Genomic DNA, 13,379 nt, shown 5'->3' on the forward strand with positions numbered 1-13,379 from the left:
GTGTTGAACCGAGGGAACCGAATTTCGTGGGAGGAAAAGTCTTGATGGAAAGCAAGCGCAGCCAGATCGCTGCCGACGCGGTCAATGACGCTCAGCGGCGAATTTCCCAGTGGGCGGAGGTGTTTTCCCTCTGTGCTGATCCGACACGAATAAAAATACTTTTCGCCATTCATGCGGCGCCGGATTCGTCGGTGAACCAGCTCGCCCAGGCGGCGGAGCTAAGCCCGAACACCGTCACCCAAGCCTTGGCAACGCTCCAGCGGGCTCAAGTGGTTCAATCCCAGCCTGACGGGCGTTTTCGGCGCTGGCGATTGGTTCACGCAGGAGTTCACCAACTCCTGCACCAGATGGAGGCTCCACATTCCGAGCTGCACCCCGAACACCTGCCGCAGCAAGTCGACTAGGCAGTAGCCTCGATGTTCCAGCGGCACTCGCCGGAGGGGGCAGCCCGATGCCTATTCGGCGGTTTGCTGGATATGGTCCAAATGCGCCTCTAGCTTGCTGCAAGCGCGGCTAAGGTGCTCGCCCAAGGTGCTGGCAGCACCTTGGGCGTCATGGGCCTCGATCTGCTTCAGGAGCTTTCGATGTTCTGCGGCAATATCTTTGGTGCTTAGCAATGTGGCATCCTGCACGTGGGTCATGCACAACCGAATCTCGTCACTGAGCTGGGCATAGATAGCGCTGGTGCGCTGTGAATCCAAGGCGTTGACCAACGCGGCATGGAATCTGAGATCGGGTTCAATGATCTGCACCGGCGAAGCGTTGGATAACGCGGTGATTTGCGCGTTGGCGTCATATGCAGCCGGTGGAACGTGCCCGGTAGTTGCCAGCAACCGCACCGCTTCGGCTTCGATGATGGCGCGAGTCTGATAGATATCTCGGGCGTCGGCCGAATTCAGTAGGGTGACCCGGGCGCTCTGATGCGCATTGCGGGTCAAGAGCCCGCTGGCCACCAAGTTTTCAAGTGCGGCCTTCGCGGTGGGTCTTGCCACGGCGTAATGCGCGGCGACGTCCACCTCTCCCAGGGCAGTGCCTGGGGCCAGCTCTCCGTCGAAAATTCTGCTCCGCAGGTCATTGATGATCGCCTGGACTACCGAGACGACACCGAGTCTTGCGGACATGAAATTCCTTCCAAAAAACTTGCTGACCCCTCGAGTATCCCACGAAGGGTACTAACATAGCATGTGTACTTGTTAGACAATTTTCTCATTAGGTAGGCTGGGCCTACCAACCGCACAGGAGCGCATCATGGCATTGAGCACGCCGGCACTCGGTGAAACCAAGGTTTCGCGGAGCATCCTTGACTTGGTCGCCGATCCCGACCGCGTCAAGACCACCTCAATCGACCGGGTGGCCTACGCCTCCGATGCTTCGCATTACCTCTACACGCCGCAAGCGGTGATCATAGCCAAGGATGCTGTCGAAGTTTCGCAGCTCTTTTCGGCAAGCATGCGCGCCGGCCAGCCGGTAACGCTCCGCTCCGGTGGCACCTCGCTGGCTGGCCAGGCAAGTGGCGACGGGTTGATGCTCGATGTGCGTAGAAACTTCCGCGGCATCGCGGTGCTTGACCAAGGTAAGCGCGTGCGCGTGCAGCCCGGTGCGACGGTGCGCCAGGTCAACGCGCGGCTCTCGATATACGGTTTCAAGCTCGGGCCGGACCCTGCCAGCGAGGCCGCCTGCACCATCGGCGGCGTGATCGCAAACAATTCTTCGGGCATGGCTTGCGGCACGGAGTTCAACACCTACCGCACCTTGGAATCGATGACCTTCGTGCTGCCCAGCGGCACCATGATCGATACTGCGGCCCCAGATGCCGATGCAAAGCTGGCCGCGGCCGAGCCTGAACTTGTCTACATTCTTGAAAATCTTCGCCGTCGAGTGCGCGAAAACAAGAGTTCGGTCGCGCTGATCGAAAAGCACTTCGCACTTAAGAACACAATGGGCTACGGCATCAATTCGTTCCTAGACTATGACTCGCCAGCGGAATTGCTTGCGCACCTGATTATCGGTTCCGAAGGCACGTTGGCCTTCGTCGCCGAGGCGGTCTTCCGGACTGTGCCGATCCGTAAGCTTGCCATCGCCACCCTGGCGGTCTTTGATTCATTGGATCTTGCAACTCGCGCGCTTCCGGATCTGTTGGATTCGGGCGCGGCCACCTTGGAACTCATGGACTCCACCTCGCTGCGCGTCGGCCAGAGCTTGCCCGGGGTACCCGAGGCAATTATGGGCTTCGAAGTCAATGAGCAGGCAGCGCTGCTCGTGGAATACCATGCAGATTCAGATGAGGAACTTGCCCAGCTGCAAGGTGATGGTCAGCGACTGTTGGACGCGGCAGCACTCCGTGCCCCCGCAACGCTTTCAACCGACGCGGCAAATCGCCAGGCAGCGTGGAAGTTCCGCAAGGGACTCTATGCTTCGGTGGCGGGCGCCCGCGTTTCGGGAACTACCGCGTTGCTCGAGGACGTTGCGGTGCCTGTTGCCTCGTTGGCCGAAACCTGCGGAAGCCTGCAGGAGCTCTTTGACGAGTATGGGTATGAAGATTCGGTGATCTTCGGTCACGCCAAGGATGGAAATATCCACTTCATGCTCACCGACAGATTCGAGGGCGGGGCGGCGTTAAACCGCTACAACGCGTTCAACGACAAGATGGTCGATCTGGTGCTCTCCAAAGGCGGCAATCTGAAGGCCGAGCACGGCACCGGGCGCGCCATGGCGCCGTTCGTCCGACGCCAGTATGGCGACGAGCTCTACGAGGTAATGGTTCAGCTCAAGGCTGCCTGCGATCCACGACTGATGCTCAACCCGGGAGTCATCATCGATGAAGATCACGCTGCCCACATCCGTAACATCAAGCTGAACGAAACTATCGAAGTTGAAGCCGATCGATGCGTCGAATGCGGCTACTGCGAGCCCGTCTGCCCTTCCAAAGACCTCACTCTGACCCCACGTCAGCGCATCGCTGTGCGCCGTGCGATCGCGAAGGCCGAAGCCGAGGGCAACCTGGAGCTCGCCGCGGAGCTAGAGCGGGACTTCGAGTACTCCGCGGTGGAAACCTGTGCGGTAGACGGCATGTGCGTCACGGCCTGCCCGGTACAGATCAATACCGGCCTGCTGGTCAAACGACTGCGCCGCGAGGAAGTAAATCCGGTGATGGCTGCCGGGTTCAAAGCCGCGGCCAAGGGCTGGGGCGCGGCAACTCGCGTCGGCTCGGTGGCATTGAGCGTCGCAGACAAGTTCCCGGTGTCGTTAGTCCGCGGAGCTACAGACGTGGCCCGCAAGGTCGTGGGCACCGACACGATGCCACGCTATGATTCAGACCTGCCGGCCGGCGGCAAGGCACGCAAGCCATTGACGGGCAATCTTGGCGCCGTGGGCACCGAGCCAATTGCCATCTACCTGCCTGCCTGCGTGAACTCGATGTTTGGCCCTAGCGGGGATGGGCAGGGAGTGGCTCCGGCCTTCGAGCAGCTGCTGCAGCAGGCCGGCGTTTCAGTGTTGGTCCCGGAAGGCATTGAATCAATGTGCTGCGGTACACCATGGAGCTCCAAGGGCTACGAGGACGGACATGTGGTGATGGCCCAACGCGTGCTCGATCAAGTCCACACTGCCCAGCCGGCGTTCAGGCTACCGGTAATTTCCGATGCCACAAGCTGCACCGAGGGCTTCGCGCATACCTTGGAAGAGCACGGCTTCGAGGTAGTTGACCTGTTGGCCTTCACTTCGCGAAACCTTTTGGATAAGCTTCCCCGGGCCAAGCGGATCGATTCCCTGACCCTTCACCCCACATGCTCGTCAACGCAGATGGGACTGAACGGGGACCTGCAGAAGATCGCCGAAGTGGTCGCGGAAACCGTGCACATTCCGGTGAATTGGGGCTGCTGCGCTTTTGCCGGCGACCGCGGCATGCTGCATCCGGAGCTAACCGCCTCGGCCACCGCACGTGAAGCCGCAGAGGTGCGGGAGCTGGACGCCAGCGCCCACGCCTCGTGCAACCGCACTTGCGAGCTGGGCATGAGCCGTGCAACCGGCAAGGACTACCGGCATGTCATTGAACTGTTGGCGCAGGGCACCGGAACCGCTTAGTCGCGCGCGACGAGGCGGACCGCGGACAAGGTGCCGATGGCGAAGACCAGAGTTGCGGCCAGCACCAGAGCCAGCGGTGCGTCCCAGCCCCCAGTGGTGGTATTGAGCCACCCTGCCAACGGCGGAGCAATGGTAGCCGCGACATAGCCTCCGCCCTGGATTCGAGCGGAGGTGGAGGCCGCCTGCGCATTAGTGCTGGTTATCCGCGGGATAAGCGAGAAGATCGCGGTGAACCCGCCGCCCTGGGCGACTCCGCCGATCACGGAGAATGCGATGTAGGCCTCGGGTGCGGCCAGCAACCCCAAAGGCAGGGCAACCCAGCAGATGGCCACGATGAGCGCCGGAACCCAGGGGCCGGTCCGGGCGGCCAGCAGCGGAACGCCCAGGGCACCGGCCACCGCTGCGATCTGGAACAGTGAAGCGCTGGCGGCCGAGGATGCAAGGGAAAGCCCCGAGGTTTCGGCCAGCAGCAACGGGAGCCAGGTGGTGGTCGCGTAATAGGCGGCAGATTGGCCGCAGAAACCGAAGACCAGCAGTGCGGTCACCTTGCGGTTCCGGGATCTCGCGGAGACCAGCATCGCGGCGTCCGCTTCGGTCGTGGGCCGTCTGGGGGTGGGATCCGCCGCCAGCTCGGCGGAATTAACGCCCGCGCGGCGCATCCGGAGAAACACCAGCCAGAAAACCAGCCCCAATGCGGCGATAACCGTCCATGCGGCGATCGCGATACGCCAGCCGAACGCGGCCGCGAGCGGGGCGGTACCTAGCAAGGTCGCCATTGAACCGACATTCATGGCCGCGGAGTACACGCCCGTTGCCACTGGTGCCCTTCGCCACGGCACATCGCGGCGAATGATGACCGGAACTACGATGTTTCCCAGCGTTATCGCGGCACCGATCACTACCGTGCCCACTAGCATGAGCGGGGCAGATCCCAGAGAGCGGACGATCGTTCCGATGAGCACGCCGACCAAGCACATGATAATGGTGGATTCGACGCCAAAGCGACGGATTGTGCCGGTAGCCAGAGGCGTCGCGATGGCGAAAAGCAAAACCGGGAGGCCCGTGAGTAATCCGGCCCCAGCGGCGCTAAGCCCGGTGTCGGACTGGATGTCGGCCATGACCGCGGTGGGGGAGATGATCGGAGCGCGAAGGCTCAGAGCTAGGATTGCGATCCCGGCGATGACCCAGAGCATGGCGGTATTCTTTGCTGGGTTGCGGTGCGTGGCGATCTCCTTGCAGAACATGAGTCAGGGTTCATCCCAAACCCTAGTCAGAAATGCTGACGGTCTTGGAACCCCCAGATCATGCTGTAACAACTCTAAACACTTATCTGCCCAAAATCCCGTTGGAGATTCCGGAGGTCGGCAATGGAATTCAATGGTGCGGGGCCAATGGTGAAAAGGGTGAGCACCTTCGAAAATTCCGAAGGTGCTCGACTATTCGCCCCTTTTGGGAGGCCTAGAAAGTTTCCATGGCTATTCAGCATCTGCCCCCAAAATGCAAATGCTGGTTAATCGGCCACCCCTGCGAGGAGGGATTGCCAGCGGCGTTTTATCGAACTTTCGGAGCTAAAAGCACCGCAGCAATCGAACACTTCTATCTACAACAATCTTAGGCAGCTATATCTGGACTCAACAAGCAAAAGGATGCAATTCGGACACTTCCGGACAAGGTAACTTGTGGCTATTGGCTCATAAGTGCAGTTCAAATACTATATTCTTTATTTGGAATATATTTCAAGGGGTCTCGAGATGCGACGTGCTCAGGGCGAAATGTTTCCGATGAATGTCCTGAATTATCAGTAACCGCAATAGAATTAATTCACAACGCGGATTAAAAGAACGCGCGAAAGCGAAAGTAGCAAACGTGTCGGATTTCAATGGCGAACCTCAACGGGTGCTTTCGGCGTTAGACCGTATCGCCGACGATTTGCAGCAGTTGCGTCTCGATGGCGGTGGCGTCGCCTACGCAGAAATCGTTCGCCGAATCTCCCGATATCGAATTTCCCAGGGCGTCGCACCAGATGCATCTCGCCCTGCCCGATCGACTGTCTATGATGCATTTAGGCGTGGACGAACACGGCTTAATCTGACTCTTGTTTCTGAAATCGTCCGCGCATTGGATGGAACGGAAGAAGACATTGAAAATTGGCATCTTCGATGCTTGCAGGCTCTGCGAGAGCAGGCGGCTGCCGAATTACTGGTTTCAATCGACGTCACAGAAAACTCCGGATCCGCCAAGTTAGTAGTAGCGGAACAGGCAGATGACCCGATTGTTAGTTCTGAGGGCATCAGGGAAGCGACGCAGAAGGTCGCGAGCGGTGCCAGAAAGTCGCTATTGGCCATTAGCTGCGTTCTGGTCAACCTGTTGGGATTCTGGTTAGTAGCAAACCTTGGAATTCCGCTTTACCTGGATATGCTCGGCACCGCGATTGCGGCAATGATGCTGGGCCCATGGGCAGGTGTCGGAGTCGCTGTGGCAACGAATTTACTCGGTTTCGGGATCACTGACTCTTCGTCGTTTCCCTTCGCTCTGGTCAACGTCACCGGTGCATTGGTTTGGGGATACGGGGTCCTATGGGTGCGCCGAAAGGCATCATTCGGACGCTATCTCGCGCTGAATTTGTTGGTTGGCTTCATGTGCACAGTGGTAGCGACCAGTTTATTGGTGTTCATCTTTAACGGCGGTACCGGACATGCATCTGAATCAACCCGGGAACAGCTTGAGTCTTTCGGTTTGCCAATGTTCGTCGCAGTTTTCCAGTCGAATCTGTTGTATTCCTTAGCGGACAAGCTACTGGTTGGATTCATTTCCTTGGCAGTCATGGCTCAGCTCAGTCGCTGGCTTAACGGAGCTCTTTTTAAGGAGCTCGAAACCGACATCGCACGGCGGCTCGGTGGTGCTGCAGGAAAGGCATAATGAGCGAGAGCTAGCGCGCTGAGTGATTCGTACCCTATTCTTGAACTTGTCAGGAGTCATCTCATAAGACTCCGGCGCTCTCAAAAGGGGCGATACCCGTTGCCGAAAGCAACTGGTAACGGCAGACATATATGGAATTTTCTTTCGTTTTCTTCAGGAAAAGAGTCCATTATGTCCAGCGTTTCAGCTGCCATCGCCCATGCCCTAAAGCCGATTGCTCCACAGATTTTTGGTCTGATGGGCAACGGCAACGCACACTTCCTAGACGCCGCGGTTCGCGCAGGCTTTGACTACACTGCCGTGCGCCACGAATCCGCGACGGTGTCCGCCGCAGACGCCTACTTTAGGATTTCAAACCGCCTCGCTATCGCGTCGACCACTTATGGAGCAGGCTATACCAACGCCGTTACCGCGTTGGCTGAGGCCGCGGCCGCACGCACTCCGCTGTTGCTAATCACCGGTGATGCGCCATCAACCGGTATGCGGGGTTGGGATGTTGACCAGGCCGCCATAGACTCCGGTGTCCGAGCCGTTCGCTACGTCGTGGATCGACTCACCCCAGGCGCGACGGCGCTCGCCGCGGCCGCCCACGCGTTGCGCGAACAGATTCCGGTGGTTCTAGCCATTCCCTACGATGTTGCCGCGGCACCAAGTCTGGAGGTCGATCTGCCGGAGTTTGAAAGCTTCCGCAGCAGCCCTCCAGCTCCTGAACTCAACGCAACACAATTGCGCACGATTACCGACTTGCTCTTGGCCGCGAAGCGCCCGCATATCCTCTATGGGCGCGGAGCCATTGACGCTGCGGTAGGCATTGCTGAACTGGCCGCGCGGCTCGGAGCCACCACCTCCGGAACTCTTTTGGCACGTGACCTGCTGGACTACCCGTTTGATCTAGGCATAACCGGAGGTTTCGCAACCGGACGCAACGCCGAAATCATTGCCGAGGCTGATACCGTGCTGGTGCTCGGGGCGGGACTGAATCAGTTCACCATGCGCTTTGGCGATCTCATTAACACTGATTCACACGTAGTGCAGATCGATCTTGCGGCTGCCGCCACGAACCCGCGCGTAGATTACTTCGCCACCGGTGACGTTCCCGCAGTGGTGAACAGTCTGTTGGGCACTGTGGGCGTCCAAGACTCGGGATGGGCCAGCTCGCTTGACTTGAGCGCTGTCCGCGAGCGCCCTGTGGGAGGTGACCGCGCAACTGACGGTCTGCTCGATCCCCGCCGCGTGGCCAGCGAGCTGGAAACGATCTTGCCAAAGAACCGGGTCCTGGTGCAGGACGGCGGACACTTCATCGGTTGGGGGCCAATGTATTGGACATCGACCGGAGCGCGATCACTAACTTGCGTAGGCACCGCCTACCAGTCCATCGGCTTAGGCATTGCATCCATGGTCGGCGCAGGGGCTGCGGCTGAAGGACGCACCGTAGTCCTAGCCGCCGGAGACGGCGGATTCTTGATGGGGCTAGCCGATCTCGAATCGATCGTGCGCACCATCAGTAGCGGCATCATCGTGATCTACAACGATTCAGCGTACGGGGCGGAGATCCACCAATACGGCTCGATTGGCCTGCATGAGGACCCTATGCTCATCCCAACGGTTGACTTCGCAGCGCTCGCCACCGCGGTAGGGGCAACGGGAATCCGGGTCGAATCGGTGGCCGATTTTGCCAAGGTCCAGCAGTGGGTAGATCAGGGAGCGAAGGGCATTTGCCTGGTCGATGCACGGATCTCACCGAACGTTCGGGCACCATATATGGAAGAGGTGCTCGCTGCGAATGCGCGGGCCGCCGCGGCGCAGGCATCACAATCCGATTAAGATGCTGGATTATGAGTACTGATTCGGCGTAGGGTTGCAGAGTGCGCAAAGTCTTAGTAGGAACGGCAAGCTTAGGTTTGGGAGCACTATTGATGTTTCCCGCCACCGGCGCTTTTGCCGCCCCTTGGGACGCGCAAGACTCCAACCCTGCGCCGAGCCAGGGGCTTTCTGAGACTTCTTTGCGCGTGGCCACGCTAGCCACCGAAATTACTCGTGATGTTCCGGGGCAGCTCGCCGCTGACCTCATACAGGGAACCGACCGCGAAGCCTCGCAGGCGGCCGACAGCATTACCGCAGCTAATGCGGACTTCGTGGTGCTGACCGGTATGGATGCCGATGAACAAGCCGTACAGGCTTTCCAAGATCATTACCTGAATAATCCAGACGACTCTCGTCGCGACGTTGAATACGATTACGTTTACCTAGGCATGGGTTCCAAAGGTAAACCAAGCGGTGCGGATCTCAATGGGGACCGAATTGTCGGCGGCCCCGAAGATGCTTGGGGGCAAGGCAACTTCGAAGGCCAAGGCGCCGTCGTAGTCCTCTCTAAATATCAAATTAACCAAGAGTCAGTCACCGGTATTTCGAGCCTCAAATGGTCCGACATGCCGGACAGCAGGCTCGATAATTCCGAATTAAGCGGCGCGCTGGCGGCCTCCATTCCAGTGATGAGCAGCGGGCTTTGGGACATCCCAATTGAGTACCGCGGTAAAAAGGTCCACGTGCTCGCGGTGCAAACCGATGATGGCTCTGCCGGATATTCCTTCGACGAAGCACGCCAGCTCGATCAGTTGCGGGTGATCTCGGATTACCTCGAAGGCGGTAAATACCTGCGCAATGACCAGGGGGAAAAAAACCAAGGAGTAGGAAACGACCCGTACGTCGTCGCCGGATCCTTGGGTCAGCAACCATCCTCCTTAGCCGCGAGGGATGCGCTGCTCAAGGAAATGGATCGTCCCGAGGCGCTTAGCGATTCGGGAAATTACCTCGTTCCGAACTCTGCCTGGCAAGTCCTTGGACAGGGTCACATCGGTGACCGAGCACCGCTAGAGGCGCAGACAATCGACGGCCCGCTCCTGGGCAGCAATCCGGCTCGGGCCCTGATCTGGACCGACGTTCAGTTCTAAACTTCTTCCACCAGCAGATGCCGCAGGTGCTCATTGAGGAATAACCCCTGTGGGTCTACCGTGGATCGCACCGCCTGAAAATCTGCGAATCGTGGGTACAACGTGGATAGCTGCGAAGCACCCAAGGAATGCTCTTTGCCCCAGTGCGGACGTCCTCCATTTCGGCGCAGAATCCGTTCGACCTCGGGGAAGTATTCCGGCACGACATCTCGAACGTAGCGATGTACGGCGAGATAGACGCTCTCTCGCCCGCTGGCTGTTCCCAGCCAAGTATCGTCGGCTGCCGCGGTGCGAACCTCTATCGGGAACACCACCGGCACCCGGGCCTTCTCCAGATAGGCCCGCAGCTCGGTGAACGCAACATCGAAGTTTTCCAGCGGTAGCGCATATTCCATTTCGGTGAAACGCACGCGTCGCGGTGAGGTGAAAACTCGATTCCACTGGTCGGTATATTCACGGTCGGAGAGCATTGCGGTAGCCAGGCGATTAAGTCCTGGGACCAATTGCGGACGAAACGCGCCGAGGCTGCAAATCGCCTGAAGCGCACCATTGGATAACAATTCGTCATTAATCCACCTCGACACCTTGCCCGGCGCGTCCAGCGAACTCCCCGCAGGTAAGCGAGTATTTGCTTTGACCAGGGCCTTGCGAGTGCCAGAGAACCAGAAAAACTCCAGATGATCTGTGGCCTTCGACAGGTCAATGAAATTCTTCGAGATCTCGTCAATGCCTTCCACGCGCTCCGCCGTATGCAGCGTGTAGTCCGGAACGCAGCGCATTCTGACATGGGTGATCACGCCCAGTGCGCCGAGACTTACGCGGGCGGCCTGGAAGGTCTCCGCATTCTCGGTGGGAGAGGTGCGCATCTGGGTTCCGTCGGCCAGCGTGATGCGCAGCCCGGTGACGGTCCCGCTGAATCCGGTGAACGCAAGCCCCGTTCCGTGAGTGGAGGTGGCTATGGCGCCGGCAATTGATTGCTGATCAATATCGCCCATATTGGCTAGTGCCAAATTATAGGGTTTAAGCAGGCTGGGAATCTGCCACAGGCGGGTTCCCGCGCGGAATGTCACTTCGTGAGTGAGCGCATCGACCTCTTCGATTCCGTGGAAACCATCGAGATCTAACAGCACGCCCGAGGTCTGAACCAAGGGGGTGAAAGAATGCCCGGCGCCCAGGGTACGTACCGTGTGGCCCTCGTTTGCGGCCCTTGCGAAGATCCCGGAAAGCTGGGATGGGTCGGTGATGCTCTGCCACCGAACAGGTGTTGCACTGACGGTCCGCGAAAAATTGGCGAACCGCTTCACAGGAACGCCTTGCCCTCACCGCGGTAGGTTGGCCAATCTTCGACGATCTGCCCGTTTGAGTAAACTGCCAGACGGTTGAGCCGTTCGGCTGGTTCACCGGCTTTGGCGTGGCGCAGCCATACGGTATCGCCGATTTTGAGCTTACTTGCAGCGGCGCCCCGCAGCGGCGTCTGCACTTCGCCGGCTGCTTCCAATGGAAGATACTTGAGTCTTTTTGGCCAGGCAATACGTGGCAATCGACTCTTGCCCGAAGGGCCTGAAGCTATCCATCCGCCACCGAGTATGGTGACGACCTCGGGCTCGGGTCGACGGACCACGCTGAACCCGAGGAAAAGCGCAGGGATAGGTCGGAAGGATTTATAGGAATCGAACAGTGCTGGGGCAAAGAGCCCAGAACCGGCCGAAACTTCGGTTACCGCGGTCTCCTGAACGCTGGTTTCAATAGAGCCGGTGCCGCCGGCGTTGACAAACCGCATTGGGCTCAGCGCTTCGACTAGCTGAACAGTTTCGTTGCGACGTTCGGCAAGTTCTGCGGCGCTGCGTTTGCGCATTGCCCGCGTGAGCAGTGCCTTTGGTCCGATACCGCCGTCCGGAACCGAGGCAATCTGCGATTCGTAGCCCATCAGCCCATCGATTTTGAAACCCTTGCGTTTGAGTACCAAGCGTGCCAGCTCGGCCACGTCTTCCGGGTCATGCAATGGCGATCGGGCGGCACCCAACCGCAAAGATGTAGAGGGGTAGTAGGACGCGTCTAGTTCCAGCGCAACTTTCAGTTCCGGATGCCCCGGCACAACCTTGTCGATGAGATCCAATTGCGCCACGTCGTCGATCATCACCGTGATCTCGTCTCGTGCCTGCTCGCTGCTGGCCCACCGGCTGATTGCGCCCGGGTCTGACTGCGGGTAGGCAACTACTAGGTCTTTTATCCCATGGCTAGCCAGCCACAGCGCCTCGGTGAGAGTGAAGCACAGGACACCACTGAATCCCGGTTGCGCTAAGACTCGTTCAAGTGCCCAACGTACGCGCAGGGACTTGGATGCCACACGAATTGGGACGGTCCCGGCTCGTTCGCGTAGGGCGATCACATTCTTATCGAATGCTTCTAAATCGAGTAAACCGACCGGACGTTCACGTATTCCGGCCTTTTCCAGTGCCTGGTTATAGCGCTTGGCCTGTGCATTCTTCATACGCCAACTCTTGCACCGAGGTATGGGTGTTTCAAGGGAAAGTTTCATATTGGATGGTAGTTGATAATTCGCGGCAAGAATCCGGCATTTTCCCGGGAACTATCAGGCTCGAGCTACTAGTCTGGGATTATCATGAGCAAAGATCCCATTTCGATGACATTTATTGACTCGAGCGGCAAACCTCGTTCGGCCGTCCAAGACGCCATCATGCGGGGAGTCGGAGTGCAACGGCCATTGGTCCTTGCATATCTAAAGCGATTGCGCGCGAAGCATCCTCAAGCATCTGCGGCCGAGCTGGCCAAGATCGTTGAACGTGACTATTTGGTCGTGGTCACCGGATCTGGTGCCGCCGTCGGAGGAACCGCAGCAGTGCCGGCGGTAGGTACCGCCGTAGCGTTGGGGCTCTCGTTGGCAGCCACGATCGGGTTCCTCGAAGCCTCTGCGCTTTATGCGCAGTCCTTGGCCGAGCTCCACGGCATTGCAATTGACGATCCGGACCGATCGCGCTTGTTGGTTATGGGCGTGCTGATGGGCGAAGAAGGCAGCTCGATGATTTCGGCGCTGACCAGCCAGGCGGCTGGCCGTGGTTCTGGTCCGGTGCAGGGTTGGGCAAGATCGTTTGGCTCGAATAAGTCAACGAGTCTGATGGCCACGGCGCAGAAGAGCTTGCAGAAGAAGTTTATTCGTAAGATGGTTGGCACTCAGGGTGCCAGCATGCTCGGACGCTTGGTGCCTTTCGGCATCGGAGCAGTCATTGGCGGGGCCGGTAACCGGTTCTTGGCCAAGAAGGTTATTGAGAACGCAGCCGTAGCGTTCGAAGGAATTGATACCGTGGCTCCAAGCCAGCTTGAGCTGGATGATCCGGACATTATCGACACCGATATTGTGGAGAAATCGCGGAAACGCAAGTAGTTCGAAACTGAAAAACAAGCGCA

The 13,379-nt window shown here is 58.7% G+C and carries 10 protein-coding genes; 6 read left to right on the forward strand and 4 right to left on the reverse strand.

Features of this window, described 5'->3' with window-relative positions; translation table 11 throughout:
* Positions 1 to 44: 44 nt before the first annotated feature.
* Positions 45 to 404, forward strand: a complete 360-nt coding sequence (locus LG294_RS00815; RefSeq protein ID WP_404288599.1) for an ArsR/SmtB family transcription factor — start codon at positions 45 to 47, stop codon at positions 402 to 404.
* Between the two features lie 51 nt (positions 405 to 455).
* On the opposite strand, the gene LG294_RS00820 is transcribed toward LG294_RS00815, so the two are convergent.
* Positions 456 to 1,121, reverse strand: a complete 666-nt coding sequence (locus LG294_RS00820; RefSeq protein ID WP_404288601.1) for a GntR family transcriptional regulator — start codon at positions 1,119 to 1,121, stop codon at positions 456 to 458.
* Between the two features lie 127 nt (positions 1,122 to 1,248).
* Here LG294_RS00820 and LG294_RS00825 point away from each other — a divergent pair, with 127 nt between their 5' ends.
* Positions 1,249 to 4,083, forward strand: a complete 2,835-nt coding sequence (locus LG294_RS00825; RefSeq protein WP_404288603.1) for an FAD-binding and (Fe-S)-binding domain-containing protein — start codon at positions 1,249 to 1,251, stop codon at positions 4,081 to 4,083.
* Here the strand turns inward: LG294_RS00825 and LG294_RS00830 are convergent.
* Entirely contained in the window at positions 4,080 to 5,327 is a 1,248-nt protein-coding gene (locus tag LG294_RS00830; RefSeq protein WP_404288605.1) for a CynX/NimT family MFS transporter, read from the reverse strand. The two genes, LG294_RS00825 and LG294_RS00830, sit on opposite strands and share 4 nt — an antisense overlap.
* 622 nt (positions 5,328 to 5,949) lie before the next feature.
* Between LG294_RS00830 and LG294_RS00835 the strand changes: the two genes are divergently transcribed.
* The 3 genes from LG294_RS00835 to LG294_RS00845 all read left to right on the forward strand — a co-directional run bounded on the left by LG294_RS00835 (position 5,950) and on the right by LG294_RS00845 (position 9,953).
* Complete coding sequence (locus tag LG294_RS00835) at positions 5,950 to 7,002, forward strand: hypothetical protein (protein WP_404288607.1); 1,053 nt, start codon at positions 5,950 to 5,952, stop codon at positions 7,000 to 7,002.
* A 171-nt stretch (positions 7,003 to 7,173) separates the two neighbouring features.
* On the forward strand, positions 7,174 to 8,826 hold the full coding sequence (locus tag LG294_RS00840) for a thiamine pyrophosphate-binding protein (protein WP_404288609.1): 1,653 nt from the start codon (positions 7,174 to 7,176) through the stop codon (positions 8,824 to 8,826).
* A gap of 92 nt (positions 8,827 to 8,918) precedes the next feature.
* Positions 8,919 to 9,953 carry a hypothetical protein gene (locus LG294_RS00845; RefSeq protein WP_404288611.1) on the forward strand — a complete coding sequence of 345 codons (1,035 nt, stop codon included), beginning with the start codon at positions 8,919 to 8,921 and terminating at the stop codon, positions 9,951 to 9,953.
* Here the strand turns inward: LG294_RS00845 and LG294_RS00850 are convergent.
* Positions 9,950 to 11,257: a D-arabinono-1,4-lactone oxidase gene (locus tag LG294_RS00850; protein ID WP_404288613.1), complete on the reverse strand. Its 1,308-nt coding sequence runs from the start codon at positions 11,255 to 11,257 to the stop codon at positions 9,950 to 9,952. The genes LG294_RS00845 and LG294_RS00850 overlap by 4 nt on opposite strands.
* Positions 11,254 to 12,444 carry an alanine racemase gene (locus LG294_RS00855; RefSeq protein ID WP_404288615.1) on the reverse strand — a complete coding sequence of 397 codons (1,191 nt, stop codon included), beginning with the start codon at positions 12,442 to 12,444 and terminating at the stop codon, positions 11,254 to 11,256. The genes LG294_RS00850 and LG294_RS00855 overlap by 4 nt, the downstream gene beginning before the upstream one ends.
* 132 nt (positions 12,445 to 12,576) lie before the next feature.
* Between LG294_RS00855 and LG294_RS00860 the strand changes: the two genes are divergently transcribed.
* On the forward strand, positions 12,577 to 13,356 hold the full coding sequence (locus tag LG294_RS00860) for a hypothetical protein (RefSeq protein WP_404288617.1): 780 nt from the start codon (positions 12,577 to 12,579) through the stop codon (positions 13,354 to 13,356).
* The last annotated feature ends 23 nt before the right edge of the window (positions 13,357 to 13,379 follow it).

It is taken from the genome of Glutamicibacter arilaitensis (assembly GCF_044793945.1).
GTDB lineage: Bacteria > Actinomycetota > Actinomycetes > Actinomycetales > Micrococcaceae > Glutamicibacter > Glutamicibacter arilaitensis_B.

Bases quoted from the DNA above. Each gene is read 5' to 3' on its own strand.
- LG294_RS00815 (WP_404288599.1), top strand. From the start codon at position 45: ATGGAAAGCAAGCGCAGCCAGATCGCTGCCGACGCGGTCAATGACGCT.
- LG294_RS00845 (WP_404288611.1), top strand. From the start codon at position 8,919: ATGTTTCCCGCCACCGGCGCTTTTGCCGCCCCTTGGGACGCGCAAGAC.
- LG294_RS00820 (WP_404288601.1), bottom strand. From the start codon at position 1,121: ATGTCCGCAAGACTCGGTGTCGTCTCGGTAGTCCAGGCGATCATCAAT.
- LG294_RS00855 (WP_404288615.1), bottom strand. From the start codon at position 12,444: ATGAAGAATGCACAGGCCAAGCGCTATAACCAGGCACTGGAAAAGGCC.
- LG294_RS00840 (WP_404288609.1), top strand. From the start codon at position 7,174: ATGTCCAGCGTTTCAGCTGCCATCGCCCATGCCCTAAAGCCGATTGCT.
- LG294_RS00830 (WP_404288605.1), bottom strand. From the start codon at position 5,327: ATGTTCTGCAAGGAGATCGCCACGCACCGCAACCCAGCAAAGAATACC.
- LG294_RS00860 (WP_404288617.1), top strand. From the start codon at position 12,577: ATGAGCAAAGATCCCATTTCGATGACATTTATTGACTCGAGCGGCAAA.
- LG294_RS00825 (WP_404288603.1), top strand. From the start codon at position 1,249: ATGGCATTGAGCACGCCGGCACTCGGTGAAACCAAGGTTTCGCGGAGC.